17 protein-coding genes are annotated in these 17,130 nt (G+C 71.8%); 9 read left to right on the top strand and 8 right to left on the bottom strand.

The window, feature by feature from the left end; translation table 11 throughout:
• The first annotated feature begins 105 nt into the window (after positions 1-105).
• Together GTY58_RS06910 and GTY58_RS06905 are read left to right on the top strand one after the other, a co-directional pair.
• Positions 106-1,026, top strand: coding sequence for an NADP-dependent oxidoreductase (locus GTY58_RS06910; RefSeq protein WP_010982735.1), 921 nt, complete (start codon positions 106-108; stop codon positions 1,024-1,026).
• A 176-nt stretch (positions 1,027-1,202) separates the two neighbouring features.
• Complete coding sequence (locus GTY58_RS06905) at positions 1,203-1,928, top strand: GNAT family N-acetyltransferase (RefSeq protein ID WP_037646270.1); 726 nt, start codon at positions 1,203-1,205, stop codon at positions 1,926-1,928.
• 39 nt (positions 1,929-1,967) lie between these two features.
• Here the strand turns inward: GTY58_RS06905 and GTY58_RS06900 are convergent, their stop codons facing one another.
• Positions 1,968-2,384 carry a MarR family transcriptional regulator gene (locus GTY58_RS06900; RefSeq protein WP_042494276.1) on the bottom strand — a complete coding sequence of 139 codons (417 nt, stop codon included), beginning with the start codon at positions 2,382-2,384 and terminating at the stop codon, positions 1,968-1,970.
• Between the two features lie 191 nt (positions 2,385-2,575).
• Between GTY58_RS06900 and GTY58_RS06895 the strand changes: the two genes are divergently transcribed.
• The 4 genes from GTY58_RS06895 (at position 2,576) to GTY58_RS06880 (ending at position 7,563) form a co-directional block, all read left to right on the top strand.
• Complete coding sequence (locus GTY58_RS06895; protein WP_237528727.1) at positions 2,576-3,664, top strand: hypothetical protein; 1,089 nt, start codon at positions 2,576-2,578, stop codon at positions 3,662-3,664.
• Positions 3,665-3,842: 178 nt separating this feature from the next.
• Positions 3,843-4,661 carry a putative protein N(5)-glutamine methyltransferase gene (locus tag GTY58_RS06890; protein ID WP_010982731.1) on the top strand — a complete coding sequence of 273 codons (819 nt, stop codon included), beginning with the start codon at positions 3,843-3,845 and terminating at the stop codon, positions 4,659-4,661.
• 298 nt (positions 4,662-4,959) lie between these two features.
• On the top strand, positions 4,960-6,975 hold the full coding sequence (locus tag GTY58_RS06885; protein WP_010982730.1) for an NADPH-dependent 2,4-dienoyl-CoA reductase: 2,016 nt from the start codon (positions 4,960-4,962) through the stop codon (positions 6,973-6,975).
• Between the two features lie 42 nt (positions 6,976-7,017).
• Positions 7,018-7,563 (top strand): PadR family transcriptional regulator, encoded by a 546-nt coding sequence (locus GTY58_RS06880; protein ID WP_010982729.1) that lies wholly within the window; start codon positions 7,018-7,020, stop codon positions 7,561-7,563.
• A 73-nt stretch (positions 7,564-7,636) separates the two neighbouring features.
• Here the strand turns inward: GTY58_RS06880 and GTY58_RS06875 are convergent, their stop codons facing one another.
• Positions 7,637-8,173, bottom strand: coding sequence for a hypothetical protein (locus tag GTY58_RS06875; protein ID WP_010982728.1), 537 nt, complete (start codon positions 8,171-8,173; stop codon positions 7,637-7,639).
• A 212-nt stretch (positions 8,174-8,385) separates the two neighbouring features.
• Complete coding sequence (locus GTY58_RS06870; protein WP_242432190.1) at positions 8,386-9,372, bottom strand: fibronectin type III domain-containing protein; 987 nt, start codon at positions 9,370-9,372, stop codon at positions 8,386-8,388.
• Positions 9,373-9,735: 363 nt separating this feature from the next.
• On the opposite strand from GTY58_RS06870, the gene GTY58_RS06865 reads away from it, so the two are divergent.
• Positions 9,736-10,482, top strand: coding sequence for a glycoside hydrolase family 75 protein (locus GTY58_RS06865; protein ID WP_037646066.1), 747 nt, complete (start codon positions 9,736-9,738; stop codon positions 10,480-10,482).
• A gap of 174 nt (positions 10,483-10,656) precedes the next feature.
• On the opposite strand, the gene GTY58_RS06860 is transcribed toward GTY58_RS06865, so the two are convergent.
• From GTY58_RS06860 to GTY58_RS06840, 5 genes are all read right to left on the bottom strand, one after another.
• Positions 10,657-11,073, bottom strand: coding sequence for a PTS fructose transporter subunit IIA (locus GTY58_RS06860; protein WP_010982725.1), 417 nt, complete (start codon positions 11,071-11,073; stop codon positions 10,657-10,659).
• Positions 11,066-11,665, bottom strand: a complete 600-nt coding sequence (gene dhaL, locus GTY58_RS06855) for a dihydroxyacetone kinase subunit DhaL (RefSeq protein WP_010982724.1) — start codon at positions 11,663-11,665, stop codon at positions 11,066-11,068. Before dhaL ends, GTY58_RS06860 begins: the two co-directional genes overlap by 8 nt.
• A 45-nt stretch (positions 11,666-11,710) precedes the next feature.
• Positions 11,711-12,703 (bottom strand): dihydroxyacetone kinase subunit DhaK, encoded by a 993-nt coding sequence (gene dhaK / locus GTY58_RS06850; RefSeq protein WP_010982723.1) that lies wholly within the window; start codon positions 12,701-12,703, stop codon positions 11,711-11,713.
• 416 nt (positions 12,704-13,119) lie between these two features.
• Positions 13,120-13,773 carry a histidine phosphatase family protein gene (locus tag GTY58_RS06845; protein WP_010982722.1) on the bottom strand — a complete coding sequence of 218 codons (654 nt, stop codon included), beginning with the start codon at positions 13,771-13,773 and terminating at the stop codon, positions 13,120-13,122.
• 122 nt (positions 13,774-13,895) lie between these two features.
• Positions 13,896-15,125: a DUF418 domain-containing protein gene (locus GTY58_RS06840; protein ID WP_010982721.1), complete on the bottom strand. Its 1,230-nt coding sequence runs from the start codon at positions 15,123-15,125 to the stop codon at positions 13,896-13,898.
• Between the two features lie 175 nt (positions 15,126-15,300).
• Between GTY58_RS06840 and GTY58_RS06835 the strand changes: the two genes are divergently transcribed.
• Together GTY58_RS06835 and GTY58_RS06830 are read left to right on the top strand one after the other, a co-directional pair.
• On the top strand, positions 15,301-15,966 hold the full coding sequence (locus GTY58_RS06835) for a response regulator transcription factor (protein ID WP_037646069.1): 666 nt from the start codon (positions 15,301-15,303) through the stop codon (positions 15,964-15,966).
• A complete protein-coding gene (locus GTY58_RS06830; RefSeq protein ID WP_010982719.1) occupies positions 15,963-17,066 on the top strand; it encodes a histidine kinase in 1,104 nt (367 codons plus the stop codon). Before GTY58_RS06835 ends, GTY58_RS06830 begins: the two co-directional genes overlap by 4 nt.
• Positions 17,067-17,130 lie beyond the last annotated feature (64 nt).

The raw sequence follows: 17,130 nt of genomic DNA, 5'->3' as shown, positions 1-17,130 counted from the left end.
CGGCCCGGGAATAGCCGTCCAGCGATCTCCCTTGCCGTTGAGTGCCGACGCCGGTGGCCCTGGCAGCCGGTCACTCGGTGACAGCGAAGGAGAGTGAGGGAGCAGATGCCCAAGGCGTACGTGTTCACGCGGTACGGCGGCCCGGAGACCGAGGCGCTCGTCGATCTGGACCGGCCGAGCGCCGGCCCGGGACAGCTCGTCGTCGCGGTGCGCGCGGCGGGCGTGAACCCGGTCGACTGGAAGCAGCGCACCGGTTACCGGCGCCCCGGCGGCCCGGCCCGCGAACTGCCCGCCGTCTTCGGCAACGAGGTATCCGGCGTCGTCGAGGAGACCGGCGAGGGCGTGACCGGCTTCGCCGTCGGCGACGAGGTCTTCGGCAACCCGGTGGCCGGCGGATACGCCCAGTACGCGGTGCTGCCGGTGACGACGACCGCGCACAAACCCGCCGGGCTGTCCTTCACGGACGCCGCGACCCTGCCCGTCGCGGCGGCGACCGCGTACGACGGCGTCCGCCAGCTCGGCCTGCCCTCCGGTGCGACGCTGCTGATCACCGGCGCGGGCGGGGGCGTGGGTGTCGCGGCCGTCCAGCTCGCTCGGGCCGCGGGACTGCGGGTCGTGGGGGTCGCGAGCGAGGCCAAGAAGGACCTCGTCGAATCGCTCAGCGCCGTGCACGTGCCCTCCGGTCCCGAGCTGGCCGAGCGGGTGCGCGCGGCGGCTCCGGGCGACGTGGACGCTGTGTTCGACCTCGTCGGCGGCGAGGTCCTGGAGGCCGCGGCCACGCTGCTCACCGACCGCACGAAGCTGATCACCGGCGCCGACCGGGAGACCGTCGCGCGGCTGGGCGGCGCGCCGGTGGCACGGGCCCGCACCGCGGCCGTGCTGGACGCCGTGGCCGCGCTCGCCGTCGGCGGTGAGCTGAAGCCGTACGTGACGCGGACATTCCCGCTCGAACTGGCCGCCGAGGCCCTGCGCACGGTCGAGGAAGGCCACGCCCGCGGCAAGGTCGTGATCGAGGTCGCCGAATGAGCGCACAGGACACCGACGGCCGCGCGCCGGAGGAGGCCGGACGGAGCGCCGGGGACCGCGTCCCGCAGGTGCGCGGGCGGAGCGCCGAGGGCCATGTGCTGGATGTGAGGGGGCAGAGCGACGACCGTCGCGCCCTCGACGTGAGCGGCGAGACCGCAGCGCGTCCCGCACGGGACATCGCCGGCCCGCGCCCGGAGCGCCACGTCCTCGACAACCCCGCGCTCGCCTCGCTCACCGGCCCGCACGCCCACTTCGCCGAACGCCGGGGCCGTGTCCTGCGCTACCCCGTCGACGTCTCGCCGTGGCTGGGCCTGCCCGACGAGCCCGATGCCGACGACTGGGCCGATCTCGCCGCGCTGGTCGGGCCCGGTGAAGAGGCGCCCCTCGCCGGGTTCCGCGGCCGGGCCCCGGACGGCTGGGAGGTGACCTTCGACATCGCGGGCGTCCAGCTCGTCGACAACGGGATCGCGGCGGCCCCGGACGCGGAGGCGGTACGCCTCGGCCCCGAGGACGTGCCCGAGATGCTGGACCTGGTCGAGCGCACCAGGCCCGGCCCCTTCCTGCCACGCACCGTGGAACTCGGCACCTATCTCGGGATCCGCCGGGGCGGCGCCCTCGTCGCGATGGCGGGGGAGCGGCTGCATCCGCCGGGCTGGACCGAGATCAGCGCGGTCTGCACCGACCCGGAGTTCCGCGGCGAGGGCCTGGCCGGCCGATTGGTCCTGGCCGTCGCCCACGGCATCCGCGAACGCGGCGAGACCCCGTTCCTGCACACCGGCGCGGGCAACACCAACGCCATCCGCCTCTACGAGGCCCTGGGCTTCCGGCTGCGCCGCACGACCAGGTTCCTCGCGGCCCGGGTGCCCGAGCACGTGCCGGCCGGCCGCCAAGTGGGTGTCTGAGCAGGCGGAGTCCACGAGGGCCGCTCGAGGGGGTACGGGTCAGCCGTCCGCCGACCTCTCCTTGAGCGGGCCCTCGCCCGCCGCCGCGTTGTAGCGCAGCAGATAGGCCGCGAAACGCTCCAGATCCTCCTTCGGCCAGTCGGCGAGGCGCTCGTGGAACGCCTCCCGGCGGCTCTCGGTGACCTGGGCCAGGATCCTTCGGCCCGCCTGTGTCAGATGCAGCACCTGTACCCGGTGGTCCTCGGGATCGAGCCGCCGCTCGATGAGCCCCGTGCGCTCCAGTGCCGCCACCTGACGGCTCACCGTGGACTTGTCGAGTGTGTAGTGCGTGGCGAGGTCCGTGGCGCGGCAGCCGCCGCTCTCCTCCAGGTGCCCGAGCAGGGTGTACGACACCAGCGACAACTCGGGGTGCATCCGGCCCGCCGAGGCCCGGGCACGGCGGGCGAAGGCCGTCATCTCGCGCTGGATGGTCTCGACGGCCGCCTCCGCGTCCGACCCGCCGTGCGCGCCGTGCGCGCCGGGTTCCTCGACGGTGACAACGGTCTCATCGGGCCCTTCGACTGTCTTCACGGCCCCTCCTTCCGTCTCCTAGTTGTATAGTACAACTTGAGTGAGAGTTGTATAAGCCAACCTTTAGGAGGGTTCACATGGACACCGGGCTGCGGTCGCCGGCGCTGCGTCATGTGCTCACGCACCTGGTCACCCCCCTGCTGATGTGTCTCGGCATGGGGCTGGCCTACATGGGCGCGTTCGTGACACCGGAGCCGAACCATCTGCCCGTCGCCGTCGTCGGGGCCGCCCCGGAGGCGAAGGTCTTCGCCCAGACGGTCAAGGACGAGGCCGGGGACAAGCTCGACGTACGGACCGTCGCGAGCCGTGCCGAGGCGGTCGACCTGCTGAAGTCCCGTGACATCACGGGCGCCTATGTGCCGAGCGCGAAGACGCCCGAACTGGTCGTCGCCACGGCCGCGTCCGACATGGGTGCCACCGCCGTCGAGAAGGTCTTCACGCCCGTCGCCGCCCAGCGGGACGTCCCGCTCAAGGTCACCGACGTGGCGCCGCCGGCCGCCGACGACCCCACGGGCCAGGGACTGTTCTTCCTGCTCATCGCGGTGAGCATCGGCTCGTACGCCTCGGTCGCCGCGCTCGGCGCCGCGGGCTCCACGCTGCCCATGAGGGCCCGGGCGCTGCTGGCCGCCGGAGTCTCCGGCGTGGTGAGCGTCATCGGTGCGCTGCTGGCCGGACCCGTGTTCCACCTCGCGCACCACGACCTGCTGACGGTGTGGGGGATGAGCTGGCTCTACTCGGCGGGCATCCTCTTCATCGGCGTGGGCCTCCACACGTTCCTCAAGCGCTGGACCACCCTCGCCATGATGGTGCTCTTCGTGATGCTCAACTTCACCAGCTCCGGCGGCCTGTTCCGCCCCGAGCTGCAGAACGGCTTCTTCGGCACCCTGCACGCCTTCTGGAACGGCGCCGGATTCGTGGAAGGCGTCCGCAGCCTCCTGTACTTCGGCCGGGACGGCCTGTCGGGCGACGTGTGGAGGCTGGTGGTCTGGCTGCTGGCCGGTCTGGTGCTCACCGCCGTGGCCGGCGCGGTGGAGCGCGTACGGGCCCGTGCGGCCGCACCCCGGCGCACGCACGCGAAGCCGGTGGGCGTGACGTCGGCGGAGAAGGCGGCCGGGGAGGAGCCGGCCGACGCCGAGGAGGAGTTGGAGGAGTCCGTCGGTGTCTGACCGCTCCTGCTAGGGTCGTCGTCCCGGCTGTGGATCGCCCCGGCCGGGCGGATGTCGAGGAGGTGAGACCCATTACCGCTGTGTCAGGTCGGGTGCTCTCCTCTCCGAGCAGTGCGGATCGCCGCCCCTAGGCGATCGCGAGGGCGCCCTTCGGCTCACCGAAAGGCTCTCGGCTTCCATGCCACCACTTTCTTCCGCTTCTTCTTCCGCTTCCGCCGTCGTGGCCGCGCTCCGTTCGGCCGGCTGTGTCTTCGCCGAGGACGAGGCGGAGCTGATCCTCTCCACCGCCCGCACGCCCGGCGAGATCGCCACGATGGTCGAGCGGCGCGCCGCGGGTCTGCCGCTCGAACACGTCCTGGGCTGGGCCGGGTTCCACGGCCTGCGCATCACCGTGGATCCCGGCGTCTTCGTGCCCCGCCGCCGTACCGAGTTCCTCGTCGATCTGGCGGTCTCCCTCGCGCGTGAGGTGTCCGTCGTCGTGGACCTGTGCTGCGGCTCGGGTGCCGTCGCCGCCGCACTGGCCGCGTCGCTCGACGGCCCCGAACTGCACGCCGCCGACATCGACCCGGCGGCCGTGCGCTGCGCCCGCCGCAACCTCGCCGCCTGCGGCGGTCACGTCCACGAGGGCGACCTGTTCACCGCCCTCCCCGGCCACCTGCGCGGCCGCGTGGACATCCTGGCCGCCAACGTGCCGTACGTGCCCACCGATGAGGTCGGCCTCCTGCCGCCGGAGGCCCGCGACCACGAACCCCTGGTCGCCCTGGACGGCGGCTCGGACGGCCTCGACATCCTGCGCCGGGTCACCGCCGAGGCCTCCCGGTGGCTGTCCCCCGGCGGCTCGCTGCTCGTCGAGACGAGTGAGCGCCAAGCGTCCCTGGCCGTCGAGACGTTCACCCGCGGCGGCCTGGACGCCCGGCTCGCCGTCTCGGAGGAGCTCTGCGCCAACGTCGTGATCGGCACCAGACCTGGGCGGGCGTCGGAGCCCCAGGGGGCGTAGGGAGTCGCGCGGGATCGCGTCGAAGGCATCGGGCCGCACCGTGCCGGTCTGGTGCGCGGTGCCTTCGACGGTCGTCGCCCGGCCGTCGGCGGTCGCCCCGCGCGGGACGTCCGCCCCGCGGAGGCGGTCGAGCGAGCCGATGCCGGGGCCGGCGGCCGGCCCCGGGACCGTCGCCGCCGTGGCCGCCCCTGCCCTGTGACCGTGCCCACTCGTGCCTCCGCTGATTGTGCAACTAGTTGCATAAAGCCTGCGCCGTCGTCTACAACAGACGCACGACACCGCGCACGGAGGACCCCCGATGAGCCGTTACCCGCACCTGCTGAACCCGCTCGACCTGGGCTTCACCAGCCTGCCCAACCGCGTCCTCATGGGCTCCATGCACGTGGGCCTGGAGGAGGCCGAGCGCGGCTTCGAGCGCATGGCGGAGTTCTACGCGGCCCGGGCGCGCGGGGGAGTGGGCCTGATCGTCACCGGAGGCATCGCGCCCAACGACGCGGGACGCCCCTACGAGGGCGGCGCCAAGCTCACCACCGAGGCGGAGGCCGAGCAGCACACCGCCATCACGGAGGCCGTGCACCGCGAGGGCGGGAAGATCGCGATGCAGATCCTCCACTTCGGGCGCTACGCCTATCACCAGGACCTCGTCGCGCCCAGCGCCCTCCAGGCGCCGATCAGCCCCTTCCCGCCGCACGCGCTGACGGACGCCGAGATCGAGCGGACCATCGACGACTACGCGCGCACCGCCCGTCTGGCGCGGCAGGCCGGGTACGACGGCGTCGAGATCATGGGCTCCGAGGGCTACCTCATCAACGAGTTCATCGCCACCCAGACCAACCGGCGCGAGGACCGCTGGGGCGGCTCGTACGAGAACCGCATGCGCTTCCCCGTCGAGATCGTCCGCCGCGTCCGCGAGGCGGTCGGCGAGGACTTCATCATCATCTACCGGCTGTCGATGCTCGACCTGGTTCCCGGCGGATCGTCCCTGGACGAGGTCATCACCCTCGCCCAGGCCGTCGAGGCGGCCGGAGCGACCATCATCAACACCGGCATCGGCTGGCACGAGGCCCGGATCCCCACCATCGCGACCTCCGTGCCGCGCGGCGCGTACGCCTGGGTGACCAAGAAGGTCATGGGTGCCGTCTCCGTCCCCCTCGTCACCACCAACCGCATCAACACCCCCGAGTTGGCTGAGCAGTTGCTCGCCGAGGGGCACGCGGACATGGTCTCGATGGCCCGCCCGATGCTCGCCGACCCCGACTTCGTCGCCAAGGCCGTGGCCGGACGCCCGGAGGCCATCAACACCTGCATCGGCTGCAACCAGGCCTGCCTCGACCACACCTTCGGCGGGAAGATCACCTCCTGCCTGGTCAACCCGCGCGCCTGCCACGAGACCGAGCTGATCCTGTCCCCGACCCGGCTGCGCAAGCGGGTCGCCGTGGTGGGCGCCGGTCCGGCCGGGCTGGCCTGCGCGGTCAGCGCGGCCGAACGCGGGCACGACGTCACGCTCTTCGACGCCGCGAGCGAGATCGGCGGCCAGCTCAACGTCGCCCGCAAGGTCCCCGGCAAGCAGGAGTTCGACGAGACACTCCGCTACTTCCGTACCCAGCTCGAACAGCACGGCGTCGACGTGCGGTTGAACACCCGCGTCACCTCCGAGCAGGTCGCGGCGTACGAGGAGGTCGTGGTCGCCACCGGCGTCAGCCCGCGCACCCCCGAGATCCCGGGCATCGACCACCCGAGCGTGCTCGGCTACCTCGACGTCCTGCGCGACGGCGCCCCGGTGGGCGACCGCGTCGCGGTCCTCGGCGCCGGCGGCATCGGCTTCGACGTCGCCGAGTACCTCACCGACAGCGGCGACAAGGCGAGCGAGGACCCGGCGACGTACTTCCGCAGCTGGGGCGTCGACATGGACTACCGCGCACCCGGCGGCCTCGGCGCACCCGAGCGGCCCGCCCCGCCGCGCACGGTCCACCTCCTCCAGCGCAAGACCTCCAAGGTCGGCGCCGGACTCGGCAAGACCACGGGCTGGATCCACCGCACCGAGCTCAAGCACCGTGGCGTCACCATGGTCCCGGGCGTCCAGTACGACCGGATCGACGACGCCGGGCTGCACATCACCGTCGACGGGCACAGCCAGGTCCTGGAGGTCGACACCGTCGTCCTGTGCACCGGGCAGGATCCGCGCCGCGACCTGTACCAGGAACTGATCGCCGCGGGCCACCGCGCGCACCTCATCGGCGGCGCGGACGTGGCCGCCGAACTGGACGCCAAGCGCGCCATCAAGCAGGGCACGGAGCTGGCGGCCGCGCTGTAGCAGCCGCGGGGACCCCCGCGGCACCGTCCCTAGGATGAGCCCATGTCACTCCCGCACGCGATCCTCACCGCCCTGCTAGAGAAGCCGTCGTCGGGGCTCGAGCTGACCCGCCGCTTCGACAAGTCGATCGGTTACTTCTGGTCGGCGACGCATCAGCAGATCTATCGCGAGCTGGGAAAACTGGAGGCCGAGGGCTACATCCGCGCGCTGCCCACGCAGCAGCCGGCCCGCGGGCAGAAGAAGGCGTACGAGGTGCTGCCCGCCGGTCGCGCCGAACTCGCCCGCTGGACCGCCGCCGCCCAGGAACCCAAGCCCCTGCGCGACACGCTATTGCTGCGGCTGCGCGCCTCGGCGGTGGTCGGCACCGAGGGGATCGAGGACGACCTGCGTCGGCATCTAGCCCTGCACCAGCGGCAGTTGACGGAGTACGAGGAGATCCAGGACCGCGACTTCGGGCCCGGCAAGGACACGCCGCAGGACCGGCTGAGGCATCTCGTGCTGCGCGCCGGCATCGACCTGGAGACGTTCTGGACGCAGTGGCTGACCCATGCGCTGGCGGAGTTCGAGGAGTTGCCCGCGCACGAGTAGGTGGCCGGCGCGCTCACCGCCGACGCGTTCAGAGCCGACGCGTCCAGAGCCGACGCGTCCAGAGCCGGCGCGTTCAGAGCCGGTACGGCTTGGTGCGGCGGCGCAGATACCAGCCCGTCGCCACGGCGCCGACGGCCACCAGGGCCGCGCCCACCGCGAAGGTGATGGTGCCGTAGTGCTCGACGGACCCGCCGACACCGCCCATGACCCCGCGCGAGGGCGAGGCCGTCGCGGAGATGGTGGGCGTCGAGCTGCCGGAGACGATGATGGACTGGGTGCCGGCCGTCGAACCGTTCGCGCAGACCACCACGACCGTGTACGTGCCCGGACTCACGTTGGACCAGACGCCGGACTGGCTGATGTTCGACCCGGTCAGCATCGCCAGGCGCCCCTGGGTGAAGTTCGCCTGGCCGCTGGAGAGCAGCGAGGCGTTGCCCAGGCTGCCGTTGAACGGGGTGCACGTGGTGGTGGCGACCGAAACGTTGCTTCCGCTGGTGCTCACCGAGATCCCTGAATTCCAGGCGGCGGCCGCGGGGGAGGCGAGGGTGAGAGGAAGCGCGGCGGCCGCCACGGCCAGGCCGGAACGGCTGAACAGCTGAATAGTGCGCATAGGACTGCCCTCCAGCGGCACGGTTGGCGGTACATCCCTTGCGCCGCCTGGGGTCGGGAATCGCCCGTGCTGCCTCAGGAAGAGCCAACGCGCCCCTGGGACGGCCCGCATGCGGACGGCCCCCGGGCAGGTGAACGATTCCATCGTCCGGCGGACAGCTGATGCTCTGTCGTCCGATCGTCCGCTGCCCCGCCGCCCTCGGCCGCGACGGCCTAGCGTCCCCCCGTGGTCACGGTCCGCTCGTCGGAGAAGCCGCCCCACGTGCCGTCCGGCAGCTTCGCCCGGATCCGCACCCGGTGTCTGGCGCCGGCGTCCCGTCCCAGGTAGAAGCTGTACGTGGCCTTGCCGCGTGGCGGCTTGCCGCCCCACACGAGCGAGGTCGCCGGACGGCCGTCGAGGTGGATCTGGTACTCGGTGATCACTCCGTCCGTGTCCGGCGGCGACCAGGACAGGTCGATGTAGTACGCCCCGTCGGCGCGGTGGGTCCCGGCGCGGAATCGGGTGGGCGCGGTGCCCCGTCCGTCGTCCGCCCCGCCGGCGGTGGTCAGCCGTACGGAGGCGCTCGCGGCCGAGACGTTGTCGGCGGCGTCGCGGGCCCGGACGGTGAAGGAGTAGCGGGTGCCCGGCCGCAGCCCCGTCACGACGGTCGCCGTCTGCCCGCCGCCGACGCTGTGGATCTTCGAGGTGCCCTGGTAGATGTCGTACGAGGCCACCCCCCGGTCGTCCGTCGAGCGCGCCCAGTTCAGCTGGGCCGCCCGGCTCCCGACCGCCTTGCCGCTGGGCCGTCCCGGCCGGGTGGGGGCCCGGTGATCGGCGGCGACGGCCGCGGGCGTGGTGGCGCGCACCTTCGCGCTCGGCAGCCCGGCGTTCCCCGCATCGTCCCGTGCCCGGACGGTGAAGACGTACGTCGTCGAGGGCTTGAGCCTGGTGATGTCCACCATGTGCTCCGCACCCGGTACGTCCTTCACCTTCGTGGTGCCGCGATATACCTCGTACCCGGCGACCTTCGGGCCCCCGGACACCTGGTTCCACATGACGTGCACGCTGGTCGCGCTGCCGGCCGCGGCCGTGACGCCCATCGGGGCCGAGGGCAGCGGCCCGTCCCGGCCGCCGTCCTGTCCGCCCCACCCGCAGGACACCGTCAGGAACAGCGAGCCGCAGATCACCGGCACACGAAGGCGTCGCACCAGTCGGCGCACGGGTCCCCCTTCCCTCGACGGGATTGGTCTGTACCTGTATGCCATGGCGGCGCGCTCGCATCAAGAGGGCGGACGGCGTTGGCCGGGACGGCGCGCGGCTACGTATGCTGAGGGCTGACGCGGTGTGAACTCACCTGTCTTCCATGGGAGTTCGTGCCCGCGGCGCGGACCGCTGTCGTCGCTGATCCCGCGCCGGCGAAAGCGGTCGGGTGGCCGGGGTCCCTGGGGACCCGGCCCTCGGCCGCACGGCGCGTGGTAAGGGCGCCGTGCACCGTCCGGACCCCTCCCGGTGGCCGTGGCCCGGGACCCGCACCACCTTGGGGTGGGTGACCGTCAATGTCCCCCACGAGAGGGTCCCTCATCGTGCGTGTCCAGTCGCTGACGCTGGTCGCGGCCAGTGCCGCCCTGGTCGCCCCCACGACGTCGCCACCCGTCGTCCGGACCCACGAAGTGGCCCGGACCCACGAAGCCGCCCGGACACGTGAAGCCGCCGGGACCCGTGAACCGGCGGCGGCAGCGCGTGAGGGCACCGTCCTCGCCGCCGATCTGCTCGCAAAGGTACGCGACTGCGCTCCCGTCTCGAACGGGCGCTACCGCAGCGACGACGGCGCGCCGGCCGACATTCCCGTCTGCGGCCGGCGCGACGCCGTGTTCTGGAAGGCCGACATGGACATCGACTGCGACGGGCGGCCCGGCCTGCTGTGCAACGAGAGCACCGACCCGTCGTTCTCCGACGCCACCGCGTTTCAGCAGTCCGACGGCCGTCAGCTGAATGCCGAGACCCTGCCGTACATCGTCGTGCCCACCGCGGGCGATATCTGGGACCACCGCGAGCATGGCGTCCGGGGTGGTTCGGTCGCCGCCGTGATCTACCAGGACCGGGTCCAGTACACGGTCGTCGGCGACACCGGACCGCACGACATCATCGGCGAGGCCTCGTACGCCACCGCCCAGGCCCTCGGCATCCGCCCCGACCCACGTGGCGGCGGCACCGACTCCGGGGTGACGTACATCGTCTTCAAGAACTCCGCCGTGTCGCCCATCGAGAACCACGTCGAGGCCGTGGCCCAAGGAGAGGCGCTGGCCCGCGAGTTCCTCCGCCAGAACTGACCGCGGGGCGGCGGCCGCAGGGCCCGGCCCCTGCCCGCCGAGACGGGCGGACGGAGCGGACCGGGCGGACCGGCCTGCGGCTCACTTCCTGCGGCAGTCACTCCTTACGGTCACTCCTTACGGTGGCCGTTCCTCGCGGTCGTCATTCCTCGCGGTGGCCGTTCCTCGCCGTTCTCATTCCTTGCGATAGGAGTACGCCTCCGTGGCGGCCGCCTCCACCGCCGCCAGGTCACCGCCCGCCGAGGCGGTGACGACCGCGGCGACCGCGCCCTCGACGAAGGGGGCGTCGACCAGCCGGGTGTTCTCCGGCAGCTCGTCGCCTTCCGCGAGCAGGGCCTTCACGGTGAGGATCGCGCTGCCCAGGTCCATGAGCACGGCCACCCCGGCGCCCTGGTCCACGGAGGCGGCCGCGGCCGAGATCAGCTCGGCGCTGGTGCCGAGGCCGCCGCCCGGGATGCCGCCCGCGGGCCCCACCGGCGCGGTCGTGCCGCCCCCGGCCAGCCCCTTGGCCAGTTCGGCGACCGAGGTGGCGACGTCCGCGCTGTGCGAGACCAGCACGATGCCGACGAGCTTGTCCGTGGTGTCACTCAACGGAGGCCTCCTCGAGCGCGGCGATCAGGAGCGCCGAGGAGGTGGCACCGGGATCCTGGTGCCCGATGCTCCGCTCGCCCAGATAGCTCGCCCGGCCCTTGCGGGCCTGCAAGGGCGTCGTCGCGACGGCGCCCTCCTCGGCCGCGGCCCGGCCGGCGGCGAACGAGTCACTGAGCGCGTCGACCGCGGGAACCAACGCGTCGATCATGGTCTTGTCGCCGGGCGCGGCTCCGCCGAGCTGCATCACCGCGTCCACGCCCGCGCGCAGCGCGTCCGTCAGCTGTTCCTCGGTGACCTCGGCCGTGTCCCCGAGCTCCTTGCCGGTGCGGCGCAGCAGCGTGCCGTACAGCGGCCCGGAGGCGCCGCCCACCGTCGAGATGAGCTGCCGCCCGGCGAGCACGAGGACGGCGCCGGGCGTGTCCGGCGCCTCCTTCTCCAGCGTGACCGCCACGGCGTGGAACCCCCGCTGGAGATTGCTGCCGTGGTCGGCGTCGCCGATCGGCGAGTCGAGGGCGGTGAGCCGCTCGGCCTCGCGGTCGACGGACGCGGCGGTCGCCGTCATCCAACGGCGGAAGAAGTCGGCATCGAGCACGGAATCTCCTTGCGTGGTACGTACGTTGACCGGACGTCGAGTGGATCACATGCCCCAGCGGAGGCCGGGCGTGCTCACCGGCGCGTCCCACAGACGCAGCAGCTCCTCGTCGACCTGGCACAGGGTGACGGAGGCGCCGGCCATGTCGAGCGAGGTGACGTAGTTGCCGACGAGCGTGCGTGCCACCGGGACACCGCGCTCCACCAGCACCCGCTGCACCTCCGCGTTGAAGCCGTACAGCTCCAGGAGTGGGGTCGCTCCCATACCGTTGACCAGGACCAGCACGGGGTTGCTCGGATTAAGGTCCTCCAGGATCGCGTGCACCGAGAAGTCGGCGATCTCCCGCGAGGTCATCATCGCGCGCCGCTCCCGGCCCGGCTCGCCGTGGATGCCGACACCCAGCTCCAGCTCGCCGTCCGGGAGGTCGAAGGTGGGGCTGCCCTTGGCCGGGGTGGTGCAGGCGCTCAGGGCGACACCGAAGCTGCGCGCGTTCTCGTTGACCTGCCGGGCCAGTGCCTCGACCCGCTGAAGGGGCGCGCCCTCCTCGGCGGCGGCGCCCGCGATCTTCTCGACGAACAAGGTCGCGCCCGTGCCGCGCCGGCCGGCCGTGTACAGGCTGTCGGTGACGGCGACATCGTCATTGACCAGGACTTTCGCGACCTGAACGCCCTCGTCCTCGGCGAGTTCCGCCGCCATGTCGAAGTTCAGGACGTCACCCGTGTAGTTCTTCACGATGAACAGCACACCCGCGCCGCTGTCCACGGCGGCCGCGGCCCGCACCATCTGGTCCGGCACGGGAGACGTGAAGACCTCGCCGGGACAGGCCGCCGAGAGCATGCCCGGGCCCACGAAGCCGCCGTGGAGCGGCTCGTGTCCCGAGCCGCCGCCGGAGACGAGCCCGACCTTTCCGGCCACCGGTGCGTCGCGCCGGACGATCACCCGCTTCTCCACGTCCACCGTCAGCTCCGGATGCGCGGCCGCCATCCCCCGCAGCGCGTCCGCGACCACCGTCTCCGCGACGTTGATGAGCATCTTCATGGGTGCCTCCCGGTGAGATCTCCAGCTTAGCCCCTGACCAGTATCTTTCCTGGTCAGAACGTGTACGACCGGTTGTTGATCTTGTTCGGTTGTTGCGCACATGGGCGGGTCGAACAGCCCACACCCGGCAGTATCGGCGCTTCGGGCATGATGGTCACGTGTAACGACACTCTCGGATTCGTGACCGGTGTTGTCCCGCGCCCGTTCTGTACATGGTCACCCCGCGCGACGGTGGTCGCCGGTGGGCGGGAGGCATCCCGTGGTGAACATGTCGACGACCTTCATGTCGAAGTCGTCGTTCGGCTGGAGTCGTCGTTCGGCCGAACTCGTTGTTCGGCCGAACTCGTCGATCTGTCGACGAACTTGCGATCCGGGCGCCGACGACTCCGCACAACCGCTGTACCTGTACCCCGCCGCTACGCCGGGGTCGCCTCGCCCCACAGGAGCGCCGTCCGGCCCTCGGCGGCGTCATAGGGCGTGGGAACAGCGCGACTGGTGCCGACTCTGTCCGGGGTGACACGGCCGGGCCGGACGATCCAGTGGCCGTCGCTCAAGGTAAGGGAGACCGTGGACAGGGGCGGCACATCGAAATGCCGGAAGGCTGTCACTGGTGCGGACAGAGCATGGACGAGCGAGGCCCGGACCACCGACGGTTCCGTGATGACCAACGCGCGGCCCGGGTAAGGCGGCACGCTGCTCAGCCAGTTGGCGATTCGGCGGCAGAGCCGGCGTACGGACTCGCCTCCGTGTGGCGCGGCATCCGGGTCCGTAAGCCAGGCGGAGTAACCGTACGGTTCGTCCGCGACGACCTCGCCGACTGTGCGGCCCCGCCACGTGCCGTAGTCGAGGTCGCGCAGTGCGGGCTCGAGTGTGGTCGGCAGGCCGAGGGCGTAAGCGGTCTGCGCGCAGCGGACCGACGGCGCACGGATGGCCAGCGAGTACGGGGGGAGTGTTGCGCCGGCGGCGCGTGCCCGGCGCAGGCCGCGCTCACTGAGGAGACCGTCACCGAAGACCGCATCCCTGGTGGTGCCCCCGGCTGTCGCGCACATGAATGTCAGGCGGACTGTCATCGGCTTACCTCCTTGCTGGCCCGGCGTGACGCCGGATGGTGCGAGACCGTCGAAATCCGTGGGTGTTGCGGAATCGTCGGTGGAGGGAGTGTCTCCTACGGGCATTGGTCGTCCACCGCCAGTCAGTTGATCAGACGGGCGGGTGTGGTGGCGGCGTGCACCAGGTATTCCAGTGGTCCGCGCCGGAAGACCCGGGTCCAGGCGAGGGCCAGCAGCATGGCGACCGAGGCGAAACCGATCAGGACCGCCAGGGCGTCGGAGGTCGGCACGTCGTCCATGCCCAGGGCCTTGATGGCCACGATGTGACCGACATAGGCGGTGAGGGCGACGGAGCCGACCGCGGTGACGGGTGTGGCGAACCACCGCAGGCGCGCCGACCGGTCCGTGGCGATGAGGCAGACAGCGAGGATCACGAGGGCGAAGCCGGTGTTGCCCAGGATCGACCAGGTCGTCTGGCTGTGCGGCGCGGCCACCAGCATCCAGTCCGGGGTACTGGTGGTGGGGTCGCCGACGGCATCGGACCACCAGGCCGATGACGCCGACCCGCCGTCCGTCGCCGCGCTCACGGTGGCCTGCGCGCCCGGAACCAGGTGCAGGGCCAGCCAGGAGCCGCCGTAACCGAGTACGGCAAGTGCGCCGCCGAGGAGGGCGATCCTGGCGCGGATACCGGGCCGGCTGAGGTCGAGCCGCGCCACCGCCATCCCGGCGATGACGAAGGGCAGCCAGGTCAGTACCGGGTACTCGCCGGTGATGAACAATTCGAGGATCCCGTCCGAACCGGTGACCCGGGCCAGAGGATCGTTGGCGATCACGGCATCGGCCCAGCTGCCGCCCTCGACCGCGGCCCGCAGCAGATACACGACGGGGGGCATTACGAGCGTCATCGCCGCGGCGATGACGGCCAGGGTGGAGGCGCGCAGCCGGTACAGCGGAAGGGCGAGGGCGAAGATCACTCCGTAGGCGGCGAGGATCACGTCGATCGGGGTGTCCAGGTACGCCAGGGCATATCCCAGGGCGATCAGCACGGCGGAGCGGATCAGTACCCTGCCCATGGCCTGGCGCCCCGCGCGCCCGGTCCGCGGCTGTGGCCGACCGGTGAGAATGATCAGGGTGAACCCGGCCAGCAGAGCGAACAGTGCGGGGAACCGCCCACGGGTCACCTCCGTCACCCAGCCCAGTGGGCCGCCCTCCGAGGGGTCGGTACCGAGGTGGGCCGTGTACATGCCGATAACCGCCAGGCCACGGGCCAGGTCGAGGCCGATCAGCCGTCCTGTGGACGACGTACGGGAAGGGCCTGCCCGCGCAGCCGACATCGCCTCGGCCGGCGCGGCCTCTGCTACGACGTGCGTCATGTGATCCAGGGTCGGAGACGCCGCCGGTCAGGACCATCCGGCAGGTGTCCGGAACCGCCCCGCCGACTGGCTGGCGCAGCCCCCGCCGCCTGACCGGATTCGGTGTCGGGAACCCGCGGGGCGTCTCTCGACGTGGTACGAATCGGACAGTGGTCCGATAGTGAGTGGAGCATGCGTGATCCGGGTATTGGTCGTCGACGACGAGGCCCTGATTCGTACGGGTTTCCAGCACATCCTCGACACGGCGGACGACATCGAGGTCGTGGCGGCGGTTCCTGGCGGCCAGGCGCTTCAGACGGCACAGGAGATACGACCTGATGTCGTGCTGCTCGACATCCGGATGCCGGACGTCGACGGCCTCACCCTCCTGGCCTGCCTCCGTCGGCTGCCGCACCCTCCGGTGGTGGCCATGCTCACGACCTTCGACATGGACGAATACGTGGCCACGGCACTTCGCTCGGGCGCCGCCGGCTTCCTGCTCAAGGACACCGACCCCGAGGGGCTTCCGTTCCTCGTGCGGACCCTGGCCGACGGTGGCACCGTGCTGGCGTCCAAGGTCACCCGGACGGTCGTGGACGGCTATCTGAACGCCGGACCCCAGGAGCCCGCTGCCCGCAGCCTCGCCGCACTGACCGACCGCGAGCGCGCCGTACTCGTCCTCATCGCCGAGGGACTGTCCAACGCCGACATCGGCACCCGGATGCACCTGAGCACCGGCACCGTCAAAGACCATGTGAGCGCCATCCTCACGAAACTGAAGGTGGACGGCCGCGTCCAGGCAGCCCTGCTCGCCGAACGGGCCGGCCTTCTCAAGCCACCACGGGACCAGGAGGGGGAATGACCCCCCGCCGCCTGCCCGCCCCGCTGCTGGACGCCATAGTCGTCGCGGTGGCGCTGCTAGACGTCTGGGTCCATTTCGACTCGGACGAGCCGGGGCGCATGGCGTGCGCCGTGGCAGCGGCCTTCGCTCTGGTGCTGCGCCGTCGCCTGCCGCTGCTGACCTTCCTGCTCACCCTGCCCGCCGTCCTGTTCTCCGACGCGATCCTCGCCGCACTGATCGCGCTGTACACACTCGCCTCACTCACCCGCCACCGTGTCCTGCTGGCCGCCTGCGCCACGGCGTTCACGTTGAGCAGCATGTCCTCGTGGCCGTCACCGACGTTCGACCTGTCGGAGACCGCGACCCTGATCACGCTGGGGTACACCGGGGCGACGGCGGTCGCTCCGGTCTTCCTCGGCCAGCTCGTCCAGGCCCGGCGTGATCTGTCGTTGCGACTCGCCGAGATCTCCGCGGCGCGTGACCACGAGCGGCTCCTGACCGACCAGACCGTGCTGGCCAAGGAGCGCGCGCAGCTCGCGCGGGAGATGCATGACGTGGTCTCCCACCAGGTCAGCCTGATCGCGGTGCGGGCCGGAGCACTCCAGGTCGGCACCCAGGACGCCGACGTCAAGGAAGCCGCGGCCACGATCCGGCGGCTGAGCGTGCAGACCCTGGACGAACTGCGGCACATGGTCAGCGTCCTGCGCGCCTCCGGAGGCCGCCCCACGGAGCTGACACCGCAGCCGTCCCTGGCCGACCTCCAGCGGCTGGTCGACAACAGCGGCATCGAGGCCGAACTTCAGGCGGACATGCCTGACGGCCTTCCGCCCACAGTCCAGCGCGCCATCTACCGCACCGTCCAGGAAGCGCTGACCAACGCACGCAAGCACGCCCCCGGCACCACCGCGACGGTTCGTATCCGCCAGGAGAACGGCGCCGTCCGTGCCACGGTCACCAATACCGCACCGACCCGGCCCGCTCTGCCCCTGCCCAGCGCGCACTACGGCCTGATCGGCCTGCGTCAGCGCGCCGCACTCCTCGGTGGCACCGTCACCTCCGGCCCCACGGCCGACGGCGGCTACGAACTGCGCCTGGAGCTTCCGGCCGACGGCACGTCGTGACGCGCGGAGGTCACCAGCCCGCTCGCGGCCGGGGCAGCGGGCGGTGACCGGCTCGGGCCCCTGG

Origin of the sequence: Streptomyces sp. SID5469 (genome assembly GCF_009862865.1) — a bacterium.
Classification (GTDB): Bacteria; Actinomycetota; Actinomycetes; order Streptomycetales; family Streptomycetaceae; genus Streptomyces; species Streptomyces avermitilis.
This window is presented reverse-complemented; position numbering and strand designations above follow the sequence as displayed.